The 21422-nt window shown below is 70.0% G+C and carries 20 protein-coding genes; 12 read left to right on the top strand and 8 right to left on the bottom strand.

Annotated features, from left to right (window positions below):
• Positions 1 to 40 precede the first annotated feature (40 nt).
• A complete protein-coding gene (locus tag Q0568_RS03880; RefSeq protein ID WP_298862537.1) occupies positions 41 to 1738 on the top strand; it encodes an APC family permease in 1698 nt (565 codons plus the stop codon).
• A 27-nt stretch (positions 1739 to 1765) separates the two neighbouring features.
• Here Q0568_RS03880 and Q0568_RS03875 read toward each other — a convergent pair whose 3' ends face one another.
• The gene (locus Q0568_RS03875) at positions 1766 to 2470 is read right to left on the bottom strand and encodes a 1-acyl-sn-glycerol-3-phosphate acyltransferase (protein WP_298862534.1); all 705 of its coding nucleotides are present in this window, start codon (positions 2468 to 2470) and stop codon (positions 1766 to 1768) included.
• Positions 2471 to 2672: 202 nt separating this feature from the next.
• Between Q0568_RS03875 and Q0568_RS03870 the strand changes: the two genes are divergently transcribed.
• A complete protein-coding gene (locus Q0568_RS03870) occupies positions 2673 to 2831 on the top strand; it encodes a hypothetical protein (RefSeq protein ID WP_298862531.1) in 159 nt (52 codons plus the stop codon).
• On the opposite strand, the gene Q0568_RS03865 is transcribed toward Q0568_RS03870, so the two are convergent.
• Positions 2775 to 5615 carry an AAA family ATPase gene (locus tag Q0568_RS03865; protein ID WP_298862528.1) on the bottom strand — a complete coding sequence of 947 codons (2841 nt, stop codon included), beginning with the start codon at positions 5613 to 5615 and terminating at the stop codon, positions 2775 to 2777. The genes Q0568_RS03870 and Q0568_RS03865 overlap by 57 nt on opposite strands.
• Before the next feature lie 149 nt (positions 5616 to 5764).
• Here Q0568_RS03865 and Q0568_RS03860 point away from each other — a divergent pair, with 149 nt between their 5' ends.
• Positions 5765 to 6304, top strand: a complete 540-nt coding sequence (locus Q0568_RS03860; RefSeq protein WP_298862525.1) for a YaeQ family protein — start codon at positions 5765 to 5767, stop codon at positions 6302 to 6304.
• 1 nt (position 6305) lies between these two features.
• On the opposite strand, the gene Q0568_RS03855 is transcribed toward Q0568_RS03860, so the two are convergent.
• On the bottom strand, positions 6306 to 7676 hold the full coding sequence (locus Q0568_RS03855) for an MFS transporter (protein WP_298862523.1): 1371 nt from the start codon (positions 7674 to 7676) through the stop codon (positions 6306 to 6308).
• Positions 7677 to 7888: 212 nt separating this feature from the next.
• On the opposite strand from Q0568_RS03855, the gene Q0568_RS03850 reads away from it, so the two are divergent.
• Positions 7889 to 8290 (top strand): hypothetical protein, encoded by a 402-nt coding sequence (locus Q0568_RS03850; protein WP_298862521.1) that lies wholly within the window; start codon positions 7889 to 7891, stop codon positions 8288 to 8290.
• 6 nt (positions 8291 to 8296) lie between these two features.
• On the opposite strand, the gene Q0568_RS03845 is transcribed toward Q0568_RS03850, so the two are convergent.
• Complete coding sequence (locus tag Q0568_RS03845; protein ID WP_298862517.1) at positions 8297 to 8641, bottom strand: hypothetical protein; 345 nt, start codon at positions 8639 to 8641, stop codon at positions 8297 to 8299.
• 357 nt (positions 8642 to 8998) lie between these two features.
• Between Q0568_RS03845 and Q0568_RS03840 the strand changes: the two genes are divergently transcribed.
• Positions 8999 to 9481 carry an FBP domain-containing protein gene (locus Q0568_RS03840; protein ID WP_298862515.1) on the top strand — a complete coding sequence of 161 codons (483 nt, stop codon included), beginning with the start codon at positions 8999 to 9001 and terminating at the stop codon, positions 9479 to 9481.
• Between the two features lie 134 nt (positions 9482 to 9615).
• On the opposite strand, the gene Q0568_RS03835 is transcribed toward Q0568_RS03840, so the two are convergent.
• The 4 genes from Q0568_RS03835 to Q0568_RS03820 form a co-directional block, all read right to left on the bottom strand.
• Complete coding sequence (locus Q0568_RS03835; protein ID WP_298862513.1) at positions 9616 to 10437, bottom strand: PaaX family transcriptional regulator C-terminal domain-containing protein; 822 nt, start codon at positions 10435 to 10437, stop codon at positions 9616 to 9618.
• Positions 10438 to 10551: 114 nt separating this feature from the next.
• Positions 10552 to 11829: an aminotransferase class V-fold PLP-dependent enzyme gene (locus tag Q0568_RS03830; RefSeq protein WP_298862509.1), complete on the bottom strand. Its 1278-nt coding sequence runs from the start codon at positions 11827 to 11829 to the stop codon at positions 10552 to 10554.
• Between the two features lies 1 nt (position 11830).
• Positions 11831 to 12742: a hydrolase gene (locus tag Q0568_RS03825; RefSeq protein WP_298862506.1), complete on the bottom strand. Its 912-nt coding sequence runs from the start codon at positions 12740 to 12742 to the stop codon at positions 11831 to 11833.
• Positions 12739 to 13593 carry a tryptophan 2,3-dioxygenase family protein gene (locus Q0568_RS03820; protein WP_298862504.1) on the bottom strand — a complete coding sequence of 285 codons (855 nt, stop codon included), beginning with the start codon at positions 13591 to 13593 and terminating at the stop codon, positions 12739 to 12741. The genes Q0568_RS03825 and Q0568_RS03820 overlap by 4 nt, the downstream gene beginning before the upstream one ends.
• 209 nt (positions 13594 to 13802) lie before the next feature.
• Between Q0568_RS03820 and Q0568_RS03815 the strand changes: the two genes are divergently transcribed.
• The 7 genes from Q0568_RS03815 to Q0568_RS03785 form a co-directional block, all read left to right on the top strand.
• Positions 13803 to 16067: a carbon starvation CstA family protein gene (locus Q0568_RS03815; protein WP_298862780.1), complete on the top strand. Its 2265-nt coding sequence runs from the start codon at positions 13803 to 13805 to the stop codon at positions 16065 to 16067.
• Entirely contained in the window at positions 16067 to 16312 is a 246-nt protein-coding gene (locus Q0568_RS03810) for a YbdD/YjiX family protein (RefSeq protein ID WP_298862501.1), read from the top strand. The genes Q0568_RS03815 and Q0568_RS03810 overlap by 1 nt, the downstream gene beginning before the upstream one ends.
• A gap of 33 nt (positions 16313 to 16345) precedes the next feature.
• Entirely contained in the window at positions 16346 to 17530 is a 1185-nt protein-coding gene (locus tag Q0568_RS03805) for a sensor histidine kinase (RefSeq protein WP_298862498.1), read from the top strand.
• Entirely contained in the window at positions 17530 to 18255 is a 726-nt protein-coding gene (locus Q0568_RS03800; protein ID WP_298862778.1) for a LytTR family DNA-binding domain-containing protein, read from the top strand. The genes Q0568_RS03805 and Q0568_RS03800 overlap by 1 nt, the downstream gene beginning before the upstream one ends.
• On the top strand, positions 18252 to 18647 hold the full coding sequence (locus tag Q0568_RS03795; protein ID WP_298862495.1) for a heavy metal transporter: 396 nt from the start codon (positions 18252 to 18254) through the stop codon (positions 18645 to 18647). Before Q0568_RS03800 ends, Q0568_RS03795 begins: the two co-directional genes overlap by 4 nt.
• Positions 18644 to 20140 carry a cation acetate symporter gene (locus Q0568_RS03790; RefSeq protein WP_298862491.1) on the top strand — a complete coding sequence of 499 codons (1497 nt, stop codon included), beginning with the start codon at positions 18644 to 18646 and terminating at the stop codon, positions 20138 to 20140. The genes Q0568_RS03795 and Q0568_RS03790 overlap by 4 nt, the downstream gene beginning before the upstream one ends.
• 45 nt (positions 20141 to 20185) lie before the next feature.
• The coding region (locus Q0568_RS03785; protein WP_298862489.1) for a glutamate-cysteine ligase family protein at positions 20186 to 21422 on the top strand (1237 nt) is incomplete at its 3' end.

The raw sequence follows: 21422 nt of genomic DNA, 5'->3' as shown, positions 1-21422 counted from the left end.
CGAAAGAGATCTGCTCACCGCATCGCAACCGGTCCACAGGATGAAGCGATCGCTCGGCCCGGTCGCGCTGATGTTCACGGCGATCGGATCCATCATCGGATCCGGCTGGCTGTTCGGCGCGTTCAACGCCTCCGCCCTTGCCGGTCCCGCCGCGATCTTCTCGTGGGCTGTCGCCGCCATCATGATCATCCTGATCGGCCTGACCTACGCCGAGCTCGGCCCGATGTTCCCGATCTCCGGCGGCGTCGTCCGCTACCCGCACCTGGTGTGGGGCTCGTTCGGCAGCTACTCGATGGGCTTCGTGACCTGGATCGCCGCGGCGGCGGTGCCTGCGATCGAGGTGACCGGCGCGCTGCAGTACGCCAGCCGGTTCTACCCGTTCACCCAGGCCGTGCAGTACCAGGGCACGACGCAGCACATCCTCACCCCGGTGGGCATGGTCATCGCCGTGCTGGCATTGGCGCTGTTCGTGGTGCTGAACTACTTCGGCGTGCTGCTGTTCGCGCAGATCAACAATGTCGTGGTGTGGTGGAAGCTCTTCGTCATCGTGCTCGTGATCGCCATCTTCCTGGTCACCGGGTTCATGATGGCGAGCGGAGACGGCGGCGCGACCCACGCCGGCGGAGCCGCGAACTTCGTCAGCCACGGCTTCGCGCCCAAGGGCTTCGCGGCCGTGTTCACCGCGGTCTCCACCGCAGGCATCACGTTCTCGTTCCTCGGCTTCCGCCAGGGCATCGAACTGGCCGGCGAGACGAAGAACCCCAAGCGCAACATCCCGCTGGCGCTGGTCGGATCGGTGGTCATCACCGGCATCCTGTACATGCTGCTGCAGGTGGCGTTCACCGTGATGGTGCCCGCCGAGACGCTGAAGAAGTCCGGCGGTTGGATCAACCTGACCTTCACGAACGACGCGGGCCCTCTCGCGGCGCTCGCCGCTGCGGGAGGCATCGCCTGGCTCGCGTACGTGCTGTACTTCGACGCCATCGTCTCGCCCGCCGACACCGGCCTGATCTACACGACCATCACCGCCCGCGTCTCCTACGCCATGGGCCGCAACGCCAACGCGCCGAAGTGGCTGGCCACCAACAACCGGCACGGCGTGCCGCACTGGAGCCTGGTGGTCGCGTTCCTCGCCGGATGCGTGCTGCTGCTGCCCTTCCCGAGCTGGCAGGCGCTGGTCGGGTTCATCACCAGCGCGACGGTGATGTCGTTCGGCACCGGCCCGCTGGTGCTGGCGATCCTGCGCAGGACGCACCCCGAGCGGGTCCGTCCGTTCAAGCTCCCCGGCGGCGACCTGATCCCGTACCTGGCGTTCTGGAGCGCCAACATGATCATGTTCTGGGCGGGCTGGGCCACCAACTCGAAGCTGCTGATCATGCTGTTGATCGGCTACGTGCTGCTGATCGTCTTCCAGCTGACCAACCGCAGGGGCTACCGGCCGCCGCTGTTCTTCAAGGTCGGCGCCTCGTGGGTGATCCCGTGGTTCATCCTCTACGGCCTGGTGAGCTTCCTCTTCAGCGCGGACAGCCCCATCGGATCGCTGAAGATCGGCGACACGACCTTCGGGAACATCATGTTCTTCTGGGTGTTCCTGATCAACGCCGCCGTCGCCGGCTTCGTCTTCTGGCTGGCCGTGCGCACGCGGCTGCCGAAGGAGCAGATCGACCTCTACATCGAGGATGCGACGCGTGAGTCCGAGGTCGAGGACGACACCGTCGCGGGCGGCCACATCGCCTGAAGGATGCTGACGCGACGGCTGCCGCGATCAGTCGCGCGAACTCGCGTTCACGCTGCCGGAGCGCTCCTGCCCGCTCAGCTGCGCGACGGCGGCCATCATCCGCTCAGTGATCTCGTGACGGGCCCTGCCGGCAGGCATCCCGGCGAGATCGGTCAGATCGAGCGGCTCCCCGAAGCGCACCTCGAGGCGCGGCCTGCCCGGCAGCAGATGGCTGAGAGGCTTGACCGAACCGGTGCCGATCAGCCCGACGGGCACGACCGCGGCCCCTGTGTCGCGTGCCATCCAGGCAGCACCGCCATGGCCGTCGTGCAGCTTCCCGTCACGTGACCGGGTGCCCTCCGGGAACACGGCGAACACGCTCCCGGCTCGCAGAACGCTGCTGCCCGCATCGAGCGCGGCACGCGCGTCGCGCCCGGCAGCACGACGCACGGGGACGCCCCCGATCGATCCGAAGAACCAGCGCTTGAAGCGCCCGAGCATCCCGCTGCCCTCGAAGTACGACGCCTTGATCAGGAACTGCACGGGGCGCACGGCGGAGGTCGGGATGATGAGCGTGTCCAGCGAGGACAGATGGTTGCTCACCAGCAGCACCGGCCCGCGTTCCGGCACGTTCCCACGGCCGGTGATGCGCGGACGGTACATGGCCCAGAACAGCGGGCGAAGGATCGCCCGTCCGAAGAAATAGACGGCGCCGACCCGCGGAGCGGGGCTCGGAGGAGCGGATGCTGTCACCTGGCCACACTATCCGCATCGGCGACGGACATGAGAGAACCCGGAAGCCGGCCCCAGCTTGCGGCTTCCGGGTGCACGTCCCCTCACTGCTTGCGTGCGATGAGGTGAAGCTACTCCGGCGGGACACCCCTGACAAGATCGCGGGAAGAAGTTCAGTGAGGATACGGATACCGCGGGCGCTCACTCGGGTGACGCTGGCAATGTGCACATCGACATCTGGCTGGAGGGCGCGGATCCGCCCGAGGGGCGGGTCGCCGATGGCGACCACGAGCTGCGCTTCCGCGGCTGGATAGAGCTGATGGCGTCACTGACCCGGCTGGTCGAGTCGGGCGGCGAAGCGGATGGCGAGCTCGGTGCGTGAGCGCAGCCCGAGCTTGGCGAGGATGTTCGAGACGTGCGTCTCCACCGTGCGGCGGGAGACGAACAGGCTCTGGGCGATCTCGAGGTTCGTCTGGCCGGTGGCGACGTGGCCCGCGATCCGCTCCTCGGTGCGGGTGAGCGATCCCCATCCGGATGCCGGACGACGGCGCTGCCTCTGCACTTTCACCCCGAGCCGGCGGAACTGCGCCCTCGCCCGCGTCGCCTCGTGATCGGCGCCGATCTCCGCATACTCTCGCAGCGCCGTCTCGACCAGCACGCGGGTGCGCTGGTCCTCGGCGGGCAGCGCCAGCGCCGCGAGCTCGGCGATGCGGGCGTGATCGAGCCGCCGAGGCGTCGCGGACATCACCCGCTCGGCTTCGAGAAGCGCCTCGGCGTCCCCGGCGGCCACGCCGGCGACGGCCAAGGCGGTCGCCTGCAGATGCGCGACCGAAGGATTCATCGCCGCCACCGTGCGGGTCGCCTCGACCACCTCGGGGGCCTTGGCCGCGGCATCCGCTTCGATCAGACTCCGCAGACGCTCATCGACCGGCGGACGCTGCCACAGCTCGACCAGATCGAGGGCGATCTCCGCGCACTCCAACAGCATGCGCAGGCCGTGCACGTCCTGCCAGCCGCGCCACAGCGCTTCGAGCACCGCGGGGACATCGCCCCGCGCACGCACCGCGTGGACGTACCCCAGCCAGATCAGGGCGCTGCCGCGGCTGCTCCACACGCGCCGGCTCGCGATCGGGTCGACGAGTCCCGCAACCTCCAGAGCCGACTCCGACCCGTACTGCAGTGCGAGCACCCGGGCGCGCAGCGCGAGCACGGGCGGGTCGAGGCGGACGTCCATCTGCCCCAGCAGTGCGGCATGCGCCTGCAGCTCCGTGGCGATGTCGGCCAGGCTGCTGCTGTGGCTGCGGGCCTCGGCGGCCATCGCATGGGTGGCCAGGATGCCGGTGCGCAGGCCCAGCTGTGCCGACATCCGCAGTCCGCGGCTGATCATCGTGGCCGATTCGTCGATGCGGTCGACATCGGCCAGCGCCACCGCCAGCACCGCATGAGGGAACGTCTCGATCGCCGCGACCGACGGATGCCGCTCTGCCAGCTCCACGGCCCGCGTGAGCACCCCGAGGGCATTGTCCAGCTCGCCGCGGCTGTTCAGGATCAGCCCCTGCAGCGTGAGCGCGTTCACCTCCGCGACCGGGTTGCCTCCGATCGCTGCCGAGACGGCGCCCTCGGTCGCCAGCCGCAACGCCTCGTCCATGTCGCCGAGCAGCATCGTCGGCCAGCCCGCGAAGGCGAGATGGGCGGCCCGCTCCGCGGGTGCCAGCGCATCGGATGCCGCGTACTCCTGCGCCAGTCGCTGGGACTCGGCGTGCCGGTGCTGCATGGTCAGCGATCGCACCCGGATGCTGCGCAGTGCCGCCGCGACCTCGGGCTCGTCGGCATGGAGGAGCGCCGAGGACGCGAGGTCGTACGCATCGTGCACCCTGCCGCTGCTCAACGCGGTGCGGGCAAGACCTGCGACGGCTGCGACGTGCAGTGGGTCTGACGGATCGGTGCCCAGCACCACCCGATCCCACAGCTCGACGGCCGTTGCCGGCGCGGATGCCGCGGTGCGCTGCGCGAGTCCGTGCAGCCAAGGCAGGTCCTCGCCCACGCTCGGCGCGCGGAGCACGTGCCCTGCCACGGTGGCCGCCGGAACGCCCGCCCCCTCGAGCTTGAGCGCCACGTCATGGTGCAGCTCCGCCCGCACCGCGGCCGGCAGATCGTGCAGCAGCACGTGCTGGATGAGCTCGTGGCGGAAACCGAGGGTGCGGTCGTCGATCTCCGCGAGAAAGCCTGCCGCCAGAGCCTCCCGCAGCAGCGGCACGAGTTCCCGCATGGTGCGACTCGTCACCAGCCGCAGCTGCACGGCGGGAAAGCGGGTGCCGAGGAGCGCGGCGGTGGTCAGCAGCTCGCGCGTCGCGGGAGAGAGCCGGCTGAGGTGACGCATCATGACCGTGGCCAGCGAGGGCGAGGGCCCCAGCGGGGCATCGCGCAGCTCGGCACCGCTTGCATCAACGGTGACCGCGCCGTCACGCAGCAGCGAGCGGACCATCTCGGTCAGGAACAGCGGATTGCCTCCTGCGCCGGCCGTGTAGTGCGCGAAGGTCTCGCCGATCGGAGCGCCCGTCAGCCCCTCCGCGATGGCGATGCAGCTGCTCTCGGGCAGCGGTCCGAGATCGAACGCGTGCAGCAGCCCTCTGTCGTCCAGCTCGCCCAGCAGTCGGTCGAGCGCGGGGGCGACCTCATGGCGGGCCTGCGGGCGCAGCGCTGTGACGACCACCACCGGCAGCTGCGCCAGCGTGCGCGCCAGTCGGGTCAGCAGGTGGAGAGAGGCGTCGTCGGCCCAGTGCAGGTCCTCGAGGATGAGCACGGTCGGCGCACCGACCATGCCGTCCAGCAGTGAGAGCAGGCGCTCGCCGGTGATGTGCTCGTTCTGCTCCGCCGCGACCCGCCGATCCTGCTCGGTGAGCACCGGGCCCAGGGCATCCAGCAGGACTCCGAACGCGCGGCGACGATCCATGGCATCCGCCGCGCCCCGCAGCACCCGCCGCTCTTTCGGCGCCTGCGCGACGGCCGCGTCGATGAGGGCGGTCTTGCCGATGCCGCCCTCGCCCCGCACCAGCAGGAACCGCCCGCTGGAGAGCCCTCCCCGCCAGGTGGAGACCAGGTCGGCGAGTTCGGCGTCGCGACCCAGCAGGGGCGGAGCGGATGCGGCGGCAGGAAGCACAGGCACGGCCATCGTGGTGCCACCGCCTCTCTGCTCGGAGACCCCCCGCTGCTGTGAATTCTAGCGCCGCCGGCATCCGCATCGCCGGTGGTGCGCTGCGGAGGCCTCGACGAGCTCGCCGGCCGCGCGACGCAGACCGCGTAGGCTCGAGGATCATGGCGACAGGCTCCACGATCCACACGTTCGATGTCTCGCTGGCGGACGTGGACCGCGGCGTCTACGACGACTTCACGCTGCGCCTGGCCCGGCATCCGTCCGAGACCGACGCCTACATGCTCACCCGGCTGCTGGCGTACTGCCTGGAGTACGAAGAGGGCATCGCCTTCACCGAGGGGGTTGCCGCGACCGACGAGCCTGCGGTGCTGGTGCGCGACCTCACCGGACGTGTGACGGCGTGGATCGAGGTGGGTGCGCCCGACGCGACCCGCCTGCATCACGGCAGCAGACTGGCCGACCGCACCACGGTCTACACCTATCGCGATCCCGCCAAGGTCATCGCGACCTGGACGGGCAAGACCATCCACGATGCGGATGCCATCCTGCTGCACAGCTTCGACACGGGCTTTCTCGACGATGCCGCGGCGGCGCTGGCGCGCCGGAACACCATGACCGTGTCAGTCACCGAGCGGCAGCTGTACCTCGAGCTGAACGGCACGCACCTGAGCACAGCCGTGCACGACCACGGCATCCGCTGAGTCAGGCCGCGGCTGGCGCTTCCACCGGGTTCCGACGGATGCCGATCCATGACACCACGCCGCCGAGCGCGAACAGCCCGGCGGTCACCCACGCTGCGCTGTGGAAGCCGCGCAGGTCCAGCGTTCCGCCGACGATGGTGGACAGCAGCGCCACCACCAGCAGACCCGCGACGCGGGAGACGGCGTTGTTGACCGCCGAGGCGATGCCGCTGCGCGTCTCGTCGATCGCGCCGAGGATGGCCGAGGTCAGCGGCGCGACGGTCAGCGCCAGGCCCAGGCCGAGCACGATCATCGACGGCAGCACCTGCCACCAGTAGTTGAACTGCACGCCCACCGTGAGCAGCAGCGCGGCGCCGACCGCCATCACCAGAGGACCCACGGTCATGAACAGCCGCGGTCCGAGCTTTCCCGCCCATGCGCCCGCGCGAGAGGAGAGCAGGATCATCAGGATGGTCACCGGCAGGCTCGCGAGCCCGGCTGCCGTGGCGGGCAGGCCCGGTCCCTGCTGCAGGTACACGCCGATCACGAAGCCGTTCAGCGACAGTGCCGCGTAGATGAACAGCGTCGAGATGTTGCCCCAGCCGAAGTCGCGCACGCGGAACAGCGACAGCGGCATCAGTGCGGCATCCGATCCCCGCTGGCGCAGCAGGAAGACGACGAGTAGAAGGATGCCGAGGATGCCGGGCATCCAGATAGCGGGGGAGGCCCAGCCCAACCGCTCCTGCTCGATGAGCGCGAAGACCAGCCCGCCCAGGCCGACGGCGCAGAGGACGCCGCTGAGCCAGTCCACGCGAGTCGTGCGCTCGTGCTCCGGCAGGTGCAGGCGGCGCAGCAGGACCAGGTTCACGGCGATGGGCAGCACGTTGATGAGGAACACGAACCTCCACGACAGCAGATCCACGAACAGTCCGCCCATCAGAGGGCCGATCAGCTGCGCGCCGGTGGTGAACGACGTCCAGACGCCGATCGCCCGGGACTGGAGCTGCCCGCGCATGGTCGCGGTGATCAGCGCGAGAGAGCTCGGCACCAGCAGTGCCCCGGCGGCACCCTGCGCTGCGCGAGCGATGATCAGCGTCAGCGGCTCGGGGGCCGCGGCGACGGCGATGGATGCCACCCCGAACGCGATCAGGCCGATGCGCATGATGAGCACGCGACCGTAGGCGTCGGAGAGCGAGCCGGCCAGCAGGATCAGTGCGCTGAGCGTGATGAGATAGGCATCCACGACCCACTGCTGCGTGGCGATCCCGCCGCCCAGGTCACGGCTGATGGCGGGCAGCGCCACGTTCACCACAGTGCCGTCGAGGAACGTCACGAACGACGCGAGGATCGCGACGGTGACGACAAGTCGCTGCAGGGGTGTGAACGGCGGCACAGCCTGACACTACATCGGCGGGGAGGTGGTGAGGGCGGGTCGATTCTGCCGAAGGCCGCGGGTGGGGCCGGCCGGTCGTTCCGGTCGCGAACGGACCATGAACAGCGGCATCCGGCTATCGACGCCGCACCGCCCGCGGCGTACTCTGAGCCTCAGGCGGGTCCACCTGCCCGCCCGCAGCAGGCGAGAGCCCTGAAGAGGAGCGGTGCGCGATGGACGCGATGATGATGGACGCCATGTCGGCGGAGATGAAGATGCCAGGCATGGAGATGATGGACATGGGCGCCATGCAGGCGTGTATGGATGCGTGCTCGGCCTGTGAGCAGGCGTGCACGGTGTGCTCGATGCAGATGATGGACTGCGCCCCGGCGTGCATGAACTGCGCCGACATGTGCAACACCATGATGCGCGGCATGATGCGGATGCAGGGCATGACCCCGGCCGTCATGATGTCGATGCTCGACGCCTGCATGTCCATGTGCCAGTACGCCATGGACAAGTGCATGGAGCACGCCGACATGAGCGAGGTCTGCAAGATGTGCGCTCAGTCGTGCAAGGCATGCATGGACGCGTGCACGGCCATGCGCGAGTCGATGATGAAGATGGCCAGCTGAGTCCGCTCAGCGCGCGACGTTGTACTGCGCCGAGCCGATCGCCAGCACGTGATACTCGCGGTGCAGCGCCACGGGCGTGCCCGCCGTCGCCTCGAGAGCCGCGCCACCGGCGTTCCAGACCGTGATGCTCTCGCCGTCCAGCGTGCGCAGTCTCAGCACGCCGGATGCCGCGTCTGCGGCCTCCACGAGGGCATCCGCCCAGCCGAGCGGCGTCGCTGAGGCGAGCCGCGCCTGGATCAGGTGCAGGGCGTGACCCGGCGCGAACGACGAGCAGGCGAAGCCGTGGTCGCACATGCACGCAGCACGCTCAATCACCTCAAGGGGCGAAAGGCGGGTCTGCGGGCTGGTCACGGTGATCTCCTCACGATCGGATGCTCCGAGAGTACGTCCGCGTCCGGTCGGGTGCGATCTGTGGCGAAACGCGACGAAACAAAGCTCCCAGACGGCGTTCAGGCGAGCAGACCAGGGCGGCGGCGTACACTTGCCGACGTGCTGTTCTTCGAGAGCGCCCGTGCGGCGCGAGAGGTGATCGTCGGCGCGTCGCGCGCCGACGGCAGAGGCTGAGAGCGATCCGGCGGCGGAACCCCCGTCACCGGAGAAGCGTCGTACCCGGCATCCGGGTCTCTTCTCTCATCTCTGGCCGTGCCCGGCTTCCGGGCCCACCGCAACTCCCGCCGACTCGGCGGTTCCGAACAGAAAGCACTTCTCATGCGTCCCATCGACGAGCGCGCCATCCGCGCGTCCTTCCGCAACGCCTCCCGCAAGGAGGTCTCTTCTCTCACCCTGCCGCCCGACTTCGACGAGCTCGACTTCTCCCGGCTCGACTACCTCGGCTGGTTCGATCCGAAGATGCCCCGACGGGCCTACGTCGTGGCCGAGACTCAGGACGGCCTGGTCGGCGTGCTGCTGCATCGCACTGAGCAGCGCACCGCTCGCCGCGCCCAGTGCTCGTGGTGCGATGACGTCACCCTGCGCAACGACGTGCAGTTCTTCTCAGCCCGCAAGGCCGGAGCAGCCGGCCGCAACGGAGACACCATCGGCACGCTGATCTGCGAGAACTTCGGGTGCTCGGCCAACGTGCGCAAGCTTCCGCCGCTGGCCTACGAGGGCTACGACCGCGAGCTGGCCCGCGACCTGCGGATGCTGCGCCTGCAGGAGCACGTCGCCGCGTTCCTCGCCGAGATCGGCTGACCTCCGGCGCGCCGAGTGAACGCTCGCCTGCCCAGCGTGGATCAGAATCACACCGCGGACCGCGGTTCGCCGTGCACTTCTGATCCACGCTGATCGGCGCGAGGGGAATTCGATCCAGGTCGCACCGCTGAAGATCAGCCCACGGCGTTCCGCGCGTGCGCGAGCGCGGCGTCGGCCAGCTCGGCGCGGAGGCGCTGGAAAGTCTCGACGCTGCGCGTGCCCGGCCAGTCGGCGGGCAGCAGCTCGGCGGGCAGGCCGGGGTCGGTGTAGGGGATCACGCGCCAGCTGTCCAGCAGGCGTGTGTACGCGGCGAAGGGATGCTGAAGTTCGAGCACGGAGACGGATGTCAGGAACCGCTCATGCTCGGCGCGCAGCGCATCCATGTCCCACCAGTCGGCAGCGGCCTCGGCCAGTGGCATCGCAGGCCGAGGGTCGGCGGTGCGGAACAGTGTGGCGAATGTGCGGGTGCCGAGCTCGTCGAGCAGCTCCTCCACTTCGGCATCCAGATGCCCGGGCAGGATCCACAGCCCCGCTGACACGGCACCCGCACCCAGGTACTGCAGTCTGCGGCGCAGCTGGTGCCGCAGGTCTCGCCGGGACTCCGGGATGGTCGCCGAGATCAGCATCCACTCGTCGCCTGACCGCATGGTGCGCACCGCGAAGATGCGTCGGTCGCCGCGCTCGAGCATCGGGATCGCGGCCGGGTTGAGCGTCAGGATGCCGGGGCCGTTCAGCAGCAGTCCGTGCTTCTTCAGCCGGGTGATCGCCGTGCGCGCCCGCGCCGCGGGGATGCCGAGGCCCTCCGCCAGCCCGACCAATGCAGCCGGTGTGATCGTCCCGCCCAGCGGTCGCAGGTACAGCCCGACGACCGTCCGCAGCAGTGAGGTGGTGCTGCCCGGACGCGCATCGACGTCGTCGAGCACCGCGTCGCCCACCACGCCGAGACCCCTCCCCATCGCCGAGACCCCTCCTGAGCGACGCGAATCACGAGGGGTTTCGGCGTTGATGAGGGGTTTCGGCGAAAGAGGCATGGCGGAGATGGTGTGGGGGTCAGTCAGGGGGGCAGAGGGTCAGGCGGTCAGGGCGTCGCGCACGGCGGTGATGCCGCGCAGCGTCTCCTCGTGCGAGGTGCTCAGCGGCGACAGACCCAGGCGGATGCCGTCGGGGAACCGGAAGTCGGGGATGACCCCCTCGCCCCACAGCGTCTTCGTGACTTCCTGGAACGAGTCGTGCCCGATGGTGATGTGGCCCCCGCGGTGCGCGGCATCCCGCGTCGACAGCAGCCGCACGCCCAGAGGCGCCAGCAGCTCGTCGTAGGCTCGGACGGCGAAGTCCGTCAGCGAGACTGACTTGGCGCGCACGGCCGTGACGCCCTCGGCCTCGATGATGTCCAGCATCCCCTGCATGGCCAGCATCGACAGCACCGGCGGGGTGCCGCTCAGCAGCTGACGGATGCCGTCCACCGGCGCGTACTCGGGGCCCATCGCGAAGATGTCGGCGGCGCTCCACCAGCCGTGGATGGGCTGCGTGATCGAGCCGTGGTGCTCGGCGCGCAGGTAGGCGAACGCGGGGGAGCCCGGTCCGCCGTTCAGGTACTTGTACGTGCATCCGACGGCGATGTCCACGGCCCAGGCATCCAGCTGCATGGGCACGACGCCCACCGAGTGGCACAGGTCCCACAGCATGAGCGCGCCGGCCTCGTGCACGACCGAGGTGATGGCGGGCATGTCGGCCAGGGCGCCTGAGCGGTAGTCCACGTGGCTCAGCACGACCAGCGCTGTGCGGTCCGACACGGCGGCGGCGACATCCGCGGCGCTGACGCCGGTGATCTCGTCGGGTTCGACCCAGCGCAGCGTCGCACCGGTCTCCTTCGCCACACCCGCGGCGATGAACCGATCGGTGGGGAAGTTGCCGGCCTCGATGACGATCTCATCCCGGCCGGGACGTGCGGCCATCCCCGCGCGCATCATCTTGTACAGCAGCACGCTGGTGGAGTCGGCGACGATGGTCTGCCCGGCGGCGGCGCCCAGCGCGATGGCGCCGATGCGATCGCCCAGCACCATCGGCAGCTCCATCCACTGCTCGTCCCAGGAGCGGATCAGCCGCGTGCCCCAGTCCTCGCGGATGAATGCGGCGGCCTTCTCGGGCAGGTCCTTCAGCGGGCGGCCCAGCGAGTTGCCGTCCAGATAGGCGGTCACGCCGGGAGCCTCGGCGAACGCGTCGAGGTGGCGCGCCAGCGGGTCGGCGGCATCGAGACGGCGGGCCTCGCTGAGCAGGTCGGGAGCGCTGACGCCTGCCACGCGGCGGTGCTCGTCCTCAGGAGATTCGGGGGCGGTGGAGTCGGTCATGTCAAGCCTCCAAGTCGGCAGGGGTGAGGGGTCGCGCGGCGACGGGATCGCCGTCGGGAAGGAACAGGGCCTCGGGGCCGGACGGTGCGAGCGCCTCCAGCAGGCGCATGCCGTCGATGCCGGCCTCGCGCAGGGCGTCGAGCTCGTCGGTGCGCAGGTCGACAGGTCCGGCGCCGTTGCCCATGTCGGTGCCGTACAGCACGGTGCCGCCGGCCGCGGCGAACCGGCGCACGTTGTCGATCGCGATGTCGCGCTGCACGTCGTCGTGGATGACCAGCGTGGAGATCCATTGCACGGATGCCGCCTGCTCGGCGACCTCGTCGTCGCTCAGGCGCTCGCTGAACGGCGCATGCGCCAGCAGGTCCGCGCCCAACCGTGCGGCGCGCTGCGCCTGGCCCACGCCCTCCGCGTGCACGACCACGGGCAGGTCGTGGGCCGCCGCGGCCTCGACGATGGCACCGAACACGTCGTCATCCAGCACGGGGCCGGCCTCGCTGTGCAGCACGGCCTTGATGCAGGAGGCCCCGAACGCTGCCAGCGCGGAGACCGCGGCGGCCGCATCCGCGGCATCCGTCACCTCGCGCACCGAGCCCGCCGGCGCCCACGCGCGATCCGACGGGTATCCGCCGGGCGCGGTGAGGAAGGCACCGGCGTACTCGACGATCGGTGGCCACAACTCCGGAGGTTGACCGGTGTCGAGCCCCGAAACCGTCATCTCAGCTCTGGCGGCGTGCAGATCTCCGGAGTTATGGACCGCGACCTCGCGAACCCACCCGGGCTCCGCACCCAGATCCACCACGCGGCCCAGCCGCGAACCCGCCAGCAGACGGTGATCGACCAGCTGCAGATGCACGTGGTGGTCGGTGAAGCGGCCCGTGACGATGCCGCCGGCGACGTGGCGGACCCCGATCATCGGCCGATTTCGGTCCGCACGCTGTACAGCTCGGGGAAGAAGGTCAGAGACAGCGCGCGCTGCAGGAAGTCGACGCCGGTGGATCCGCCGGTGCCGCGCTTCATCCCGATGGTGCGGGTGACCGTGCGCAGGTGGCGGAAGCGCCAGAACTGGAAGTTGTCCTCCACGTCGACCAGCTCCTCGCACGCCTCGTACAGCTCCCAGTGCTCGTGCGTGTTCTCGTAGACCTCCTTGATCACGGGGATCAGCTCGGGCGTCTCGCGGTAGGGCAGGCGCACATCGCGCTCGAGGATGGATGCCGGCACCGGCAGCCCGCGGCGGGCGACCAGGCGCAGGAACTCGTCGTACAGCGTGGGGCGCTCCCACTCGGCGGTGAGCATCGCGAGGTTCTCGGGGTGGCTGCGGAAGACGCTGAGCATCTTCTCGTTCTTGTTGCCGAGCGCGAACTCCACGCAGCGGTACTGCACGGACTGGAAGCCGGAGGCATGGCCGAGGAACCCGCGGAACTCGGAGTACTCGGTGGGCGTGAGCGTTGCCAGCACCGACCACTGCCGGGTGATCACATCCTGGATGTGCTTGATGCGCGCGATGGGCTTGAGCGCTTCGCGCAGGTCGTCGGCGGCCAGCAGGTCGCGGGCACGGCCCAGCTCGTGGATCATGAGCTTCAGCCACAGCTCGGTGGTCTGGTGCTGGATGATGAACAGCAGCTCGTCGTGGTGTTCGGGCTGGGAGACCGGATGCTGCGCATCCAGCAGCTTGTCCAGGTCGAGGTACGAGCCGTACGTCATCCGGTTCTTGAAGTCGGTGACGATGCCCTCTTCGAGTTCGCGCTCATTCGCTTCGCTGCTCATAGCGCGAAGATATCACCATTGTGTCGAGCGTCACAAGAATGAAATGATCGGCGGCGTCGGCGCGGTCGGGAGCCGTTCGTCGCGCAGCAGACACCGTTCGTCGCACCGTCGTGCCGGTCGCCGGGACCCGCTGCCCGCGCGCGTGACCCCGTTCCTATCCTGGCGGGACGCAAAGTCGCGTGTTAAGGAGAACCCCCATGACAGCTGCCATGCCCCGGGGGCGGGGCAAGAACGGCGTCCTCGAACAGGACCCGAAGCTTCCGCCCGTCGCCGTATCCGAGAAGGATCACGAGCGGGAGAACCGCTGGACCCTGCCCAAGATCCTGCTCTGGGCCGCCATCGCCCTGCTGGGCGCCGTCGCCTGGACGATGCTGGCCATCGTCCGCGGCGAGACCGTCAACGCCATCTGGTTCGTGTTCGCCGCGGTGTGCACCTACCTGATCGGCTACCGGTTCTACGCCAAGGTGATCGAGAAGTACATCCTGCGCCCCGACGACCGCCGGGCCACTCCGGCTGAGATCCTCGAGGACGGCAAGGACTTCGTCCCCACCGACCGCCGCGTGCTGTACGGCCACCACTTCGCCGCCATCGCCGGCGCCGGCCCGCTGGTCGGCCCCGTGCTGGCCGCGCAGATGGGCTTCCTGCCCGGAACCATCTGGATCATCGTGGGCGTCGTGCTGGCGGGTGCCGTGCAGGACTACACGGTGCTGTTCTTCTCCATGCGCCGCAGCGGCCGCTCCATCGGCCAGATGGCCCGTGACACGCTGGGCAGGATCGGCGGCACGGCCGCCATCATCGCCTCGCTGCTGATCATGGTGATCATCATCGCCATCCTCGCGCTGGTCGTCGTCAACGCTCTCGGCGAGAGCCCGTGGGGCGTCTTCAGCGTCGGCATGACCCTGCCGATCGCCATCTTCATGGGCCTGTACCTGCGGTTCATCCGCCCCGGCAAGATCACCGAGGTCTCCCTCATCGGCTTCGTGCTGCTGATGGCCGCCATCATCGGCGGCGGCGCGGTCGCCGGCACCGAGTGGGGCCAGGCCGTGTTCTCGCTGGATCGCACCACCCTCGCGTGGGCGCTCATCATCTACGGCTTCATCGCCGCCGTGCTGCCCGTGTGGCTGCTGCTGGCTCCGCGCGACTACCTGTCCACCTTCATGAAGGTCGGCGTGATCGTCATGCTCGCCGGCGCCATCGTGCTGGTGCGCCCCGAGATCAGCGTCCCCGCGTTCACCGACTTCGCCTCCAACGGCGCAGGCCCGGTGTTCTCCGGTTCGCTGTTCCCGTTCCTGTTCGTGACCATCGCCTGCGGCGCCCTGTCGGGCTTCCACGCGCTGATCTCCTCCGGCACCACGCCGAAGCTCATCGAGAAGGAGCGCCAGACCAAGTTCATCGGCTACGGCGGCATGCTCATGGAGTCGTTCGTGGCCATCATGGCGCTGGTCGCCGCGATCTCCATCGACCAGGGCATCTACTTCGCCATGAACGCTCCGGCCGCCCTCACTGGCGGCACCGTCGAGCACGCCGCGGCGTTCGTGAACTCGCTGGGCCTGACCGGCGTCCACGTGACGCCCGAGATGCTCACGAACACGGCGGCCGGCGTGGGCGAGCCCAGCATCATCTCGCGCACCGGTGGCGCCCCGACCCTGGCACTGGGCCTGGCGCACATCATGCATCAGCTGATCGGCGGGCCGTCGATCATGGGCTTCTGGTACCACTTCGCCATCATGTTCGAGGCGCTGTTCATCCTCACCGCCGTCGACGCCGGCACCCGCGTGGCGCGCTTCATGCTGCAGGACTCCATCGGCGCGTTCTTCCCCCGCTTCCGCGACGTCTCATGGCGTCCCGGCGTGTGGGTGTGCACGGCGATCATGGTCGCGGCCTGGGGCTACATCCTCATCCTCGGCGTGACCGACCCCCTCGGCGGAATCAACACGTTCTTCCCGCTGTTCGGCATCGCCAACCAGCTGCTGGCAGGCATCGCGCTCGCCGTGGTGTTCGCCATCGTGGCCAAGCGCGGCCGCAGCTATGTGCGCTGGCTGTGGATCATCGCCGTGCCGCTGGCGTTCACCGCCGTGATCACGATCACGGCATCCCTGTACAAGATCTTCTCGCCGGTTCCCGGCATCGGCTACTGGGCCAACAACGCCAAGTACCGCGCTGCGCAGGCAGCGGGCGACGGCAGCCTCGGCACGCCCGAGGTCGTCGAGGCCGTGATCCGCAACACCGCCGTGCAGGGCACGCTGTCGATCATCTTCGTGGTGCTGACCGCCATCGTGATGGTCGTGGCTGTGATCGTGGGCATCAAGGCCATCCGCGACGGCGTCTCGGACGACGGCGAGGACGCCCCGGTGCCTTCCCGCCGCTTCGCTCCGGCAGGTCTCATCGCGACCCGTGCCGAGCGCGGGCTGGAGGCGCAGTGGGCCGAGCACGACGCCGCGCAGCCGGTCGGCCGAGGGGCATCGAGGCACTGATGACCGTCATCGCGAGGACGCAGATTCCCGCGGTCCGCTCCGCACCCGCCGCCTGGCGGTGGGTGCGGAGCGCGGCATCCGGCATCCGCTGGTACGTCACCGCGCTGATGGGCGACAGCGCCTACGACACGTACGTCGCGCACCAGCGTGCGCATCATCCGGATGCCGAAGTGCCGACCGAACGGCAGTTCTGGCGCGATCGGATGGCCGACCAGGACCGCAACCCCGGCGCCCGGTGCTGCTGAGCGGCTCCGCCCGGTCGGCCGTATGCTGAGCGCATGACCGACCAGGCGGTGCTCGCCGGCATCCTGGGCGTCGCCGTCGGTGTGCTGCTGACCCTCGCCCTGGTGCTGGTGCGCAGGCTCGCGCGCGGCTCGCGCGACCTCGGCGGCGAGGCCGAGCGGGCCACGTCGCGCACCCTGCACGTGGCGGGACTGGCCGCCGCCGAGCTCCGAGGCGAACAGGGTCCGGACCTCGCAAAGGCAGCGCGCCATCTTCACACGCTGCTGGGCGCGCAGGCCGTCGCGATCGTGATGGGTGACGGCGCGGTCGCCACCGACGGGGCCGTGGCGGGGCTGGAGACCTCGGCCCGGCGCATCGCCGACCGGGTGCGCGAGACCGGCAGGCGGCAGGTCTTCCCGCGCAGAGACGCCCCCGGCGCTGCGACGGAGGCCGTCGGCGCTCCCATGCTGCTGGATGGCGAGGTGCGCGGCGTGCTGATCGCGTTCGCCGAGACCGTCCGAGGGCCGCTGGTGCGCGCGACCGGCGAAGTGGCGCAGTGGTGCGCCACGCAGATCGCGATGACCGAGCTGGAGGAGTCGCGGGCGAGCCTGGCCGAGGCCGAGCTGCGGGCGCTGCGCGCGCAGATCAGCCCGCACTTCATCTACAACTCGCTGGCGGCCATCGCCTCGTTCATCACCACCGACCCCGAGCGGGCCCGCGAGCTGGTCCTGGACTTCGCCGACTTCACCCGGTACTCGTTCCGCCAGCGCGGGGAGTTCACCACCCTCGCGCAGGAGCTGGGCAGCATCCGCCACTACCTCGAGCTCGAGCGCGCACGGTTCGGCGAGCGGCTGGACGTGCGACTGCGGATCGCGCCCGAGACGCTGTCGACGGTGATCCCGTTCCTGTCCGTGCAGCCGCTGGTCGAGAACGCCGTCAAGCACGGACTGGAGCCGCTCTCGCAGGGCGGGCGCATCGTGATCGCCGCCGTCGACGAGATCACGCATACCGAGATCTCCGTCGAGGACGACGGCGCGGGCATGGATCCGGAACAGCTCCGGGCCGCGCTGTCCGGCCCCGCACCCGCCACGCACGTGGGGCTGCGCAACGTCGACACCCGGCTGCGCCGACTGTACGGGCCGGCCGGGGGACTGGTCGTGGAGACGAACACCGGCGCGGGTACCATGGTGCGGATGCGGATCCCGAAGTCCCAGCCCCTGCACGAGACGGACGCGCGGTGATCCTGGACGTGCTGGTCGCCGACGACGAGCCGCCCGCGCTCGCGGAGCTGGCGGCCTTCCTGCGCGCGGACGCCAGGATCGGCGCCATCCACCAGGCATCCAGCGGTGCCGACGCCCTGCGGATGCTGTCGACCGAGGCCGTCGACGCGGTGTTCCTCGACATCCACATGCCCGGGGTGAGCGGGTTCGACCTGGCGCGGGCGCTGGAGCACTTCGTGCAGCGCCCGGCCGTGGTCTTCGTCACCGCCGACGATGCGGGGGCGCTGGAGGCGTTCGACGTGCGCGCTGTGGACTACGTGCTCAAGCCCATCCGCCCGGCACGGCTGCGACGGGCTGTGGACCGCGTGCTGGCGGTGCGTGCGGGCGTGGAGGGCGTCGACGGCGAGGATGCCGAGACCGTGCCGGTCCCGGTCGGTCAGGCGGTGCGACTGGTGCGCCGCGGCGACGTCCGCTGGGTGAAGGCCGAGGGCGACTACTCGCGGCTGTGGACGGCATCCGGCGACAGCCACCTGGTCCGCACGCCCATCTCGGAACTGGAGGAGAGCTGGGCCGCGGCCGGCTTCGTGCGCATCCACCGCTCGTACCTCGTGCACGCCGACGCCGTCACCGAGCTGCGCCTGAGCGGATCCGCGCCCGTCGTGGTGCTGGCCGAGATCGAGCTGCCGGTCAGCCGGCGGCTGATCCCCGCTGTGCGCAGTCGGCTGGTGGGATCGGACCGGCGATGAGCGAGGATGCCGAACCGCCGCGCCGAGTGCGGGTGTCGGCCGACGACGCTGCCGCCGCCGAGAGCCCTGGCACCTCGGGGATCGCCCTTCCCGGGGCGCCCGTGCACGAGGCCGACACGGTGTTCCTGCACGGGCTGATGCGCGCGCAGCTGCGCCTGGCCGCGGGGAGCCTGGTCGGCTTCCTGCTGGTGTCGCTGGTGTTCACGGCATCCATCTTCATCATCGCGCGCACGGCCGATCCGATCCTGTTCGGGGTGCCGCTGTCGTGGCTGCTGCAGGCCTACGGCTACTACCCGCTCATCCTGGTGTTCGCGATCCTGTTCGCCCGCAGCGCCGCCCGCAACGAGCGCAGATACCGCTCGCTGGCGGGTGCCGACGAGGAGCGCGCGTGAACCCCGCCCTCGACATCGCCGCGGTGGTGCTCGTGCTCGTCGCGACCGTGGTGCTGGGCGCGATGGGCGTGCGGTTCAGCCGCACCACAGGCGATTTCTTCGTGGCATCCCGCAGCGTGCGCTCGGTGTGGAACGCCTCGGCCATCAGCGGGGAGTACCTCTCCGCCGGCACGTTCCTGGGGCTCGCAGGGCTGGTGCTGCTGGTCGGCGCGGACGGGTTCTGGTTCCCGATCGGCTACGCGGCCGGCTACCTGCTGCTGCTGCTGTTCGTGGCGGCCCCGCTGCGCCGCAGCGGTGCGTACACGATCCCCGACTTCATCGAGGCACGGCTGGAGTCGAAGGCGGTGCGGCGGCTCACCAGCGTGCTGGTGGTGGTGATCGGCTGGCTGTACATCGTGCCGCAGCTGCACGGCGCCTCGCTCGCCCTGAAGGTGGTGGCCGACCTGCCCGAGTGGGCGGGCGCCGTGGTGGTCGCGGTCGTGGTGTGCGGCCTGGTGGCGGCGGGCGGCATGCGGGCCATCACCGTGGTGCAGGGCATGCAGTACTGGCTCAAGCTCACCGCGCTGCTGGTGCCCGCCGTGGTGCTGCTGATCGCGCTATCCGGCCGTGAGCCGGAGCTTTCGCCGGCGCTGGAACCCCTGCAGGCGTTCCCCGTGGAGCTCGGTCCTGCGGCCACGCATCCGTACGCGACGGGGTCGCTGATGCTGGCGCTGCTGCTGGGCACGATCGGCCTGCCGCACGTGCTGGTGCGCTTCTACACCAGTCCCGACGGAGGGTCCGCACGGCGCACGACGGTGCTCGTGGTGGCGATGATCGGCGCGTTCTACGCGGTTTCCGGCACGATGGGGCTCATCGCGCGCGTCGTGACCCCCGATCTCGCCCATCCCGGACTGGCTGACACGGTCGTGCTGGCGCTGCCCTCGCGCGTGCTGCCGGGGCCCGTGGGCACGCTGCTGACCGCGCTGGTGGTGGCGGGGGCGTTCGCCGCGTTCCTGTCCACCTCGTCGGGCCTGGTCGTCTCGCTGGCCGGAGTGATCAGTCAGGACGTGTTCGACGGCTCGGTGCGCTCGTTCCGGCTCTCGGCCGTGCTGTGCGTGGTGGTGCCGCTGGGCGTGGCGCTGCTGACCGGCCCCGAGGCGCTGGTCTCGAGCGTGGGCACCGTGTTCCTCGTGGCCGCGACGAGTCTGACGCCGGTGATCCTGCTCGGGGTGTGGTGGCGCGGGCTCACCGCTCGCGGGGCGGCCGCCGGGATGCTGGTGGGAGCGCTCACCTGCGGGGCGGCGCTGCTCGGGTCGGCTCTCGTCGGCGAGACCTTGTCGGGAGCGGATGCCGCGCTCGCGGCCGCCCTGCTGGCGCAGCCCGCCGCGTGGGCGATTCCGCTGGCGACCGCCGTGGTGATCGTCGTCTCGCTGCGGGATCGGGATCGCGTGCCCAGCAGAGCCGACCGGTACCTCGCGCGACTGCACCTGCCGGAGCGGCGTCGCGAGGCCTAGACGAGGGTCTGGTGCGATTCCCGGGCATCCGGGTACTGTCGGGCCATGGGAGACGACGTCGGGGTGCAGAGCTTCTCACGCCAGGATCGCACGCGGTTCCGGGCGAAGGTCAGACGGTGCCTGGATGCCCTGGCCGTGATGCTGGCCGACGGGCGGTTCGACGTCTCCGACCCGCAGCTGGGGCTGGAGATCGAGCTGAACCTCGTCGACGACGCGCGGGATCCCGCCATGTCGAACGACGAGGCGCTGGAGGCGATCGCGAGCCCGGCGTTCCAGACAGAGCTGGGCCAGTTCAACGTCGAGATCAACGTGGCCCCGCGGCCGATCGACGGGGACCATCTGCGGGAGCTGGAAGACGTGCTGCGCGGTGCCCTGAACGCGGCCGACGACCGGGCCCGCGAGGTGGGCTGCGGCCTCGCGATGATCGGGATGCTGCCGACGCTCGACGAGAGCCACTTCACCGAGCAGTGGCTCTCGAAGGATCCGCGCTACGGCCTGTTGGGCCAGCAGATCCTCGCGGCCCGCGGCGAGGACATCGAGCTGGTGCTGGACGGGTCGTCGCTGTCGGACGGCGGCCCGCGGGAGAGCCTGGCGATCGTGTGCGACACGATCCTGCCCGAGGCCGCGTGCACGTCGATCCAGCTGCACCTGCAGGTGGCGCCGTCGGACTTCGCCGCGTACTGGAACTCCGCGCAGGCCATCGCCGGCGTGCAGGTGGCACTGGCCGCCAACTCGCCTTTCTTCGCCGGGCGGGCGCTGTGGCACGAGACCCGCATCCCGATGTTCGAGCAGGCCACCGACACGCGCTCGCAGGAGCTGAAGAACCAGGGCGTGCGGCCGCGGGTGTGGTTCGGCGAGCGGTGGATCACCTCGATCTTCGACCTGTTCGAGGAGAACTCCCGGTACTTCCCGGCGCTGCTTCCGGTGTGCACCGACGAGGACCCGTTCGAGGTGCTGGCAGCCGGTGAGTCTCCCAAGCTGGCCGAGCTGCGCATGCACAACGGCACGATCTACCGCTGGAACCGGCCCATCTACGACGCGCAGGGCGAGGGCAGGCATCTGCGGCTGGAGAACCGCGTGCTGCCGGCAGGGCCCAGCATCCCGGACGTGCTGGCGGATGCCGCGCTGTACTACGGCCTGGTGCGGAGCCTGGCCGAGGCGGATCGTCCGCTGTGGACGCAGATGACGTTCGACGCTGCGGAGGAGAACCTGCACTCGGCGGCGCGCGACGGCATCGAGGCGCGGATGTACTGGCCCGAGGTGGGCTGGGTGGGTCCGCGCG

The sequence above is a fragment of the uncultured Microbacterium sp. genome (assembly GCF_937927635.1).
Lineage (GTDB): Bacteria > Actinomycetota > Actinomycetes > Actinomycetales > Microbacteriaceae > Microbacterium.
This window is presented reverse-complemented; position numbering and strand designations above follow the sequence as displayed.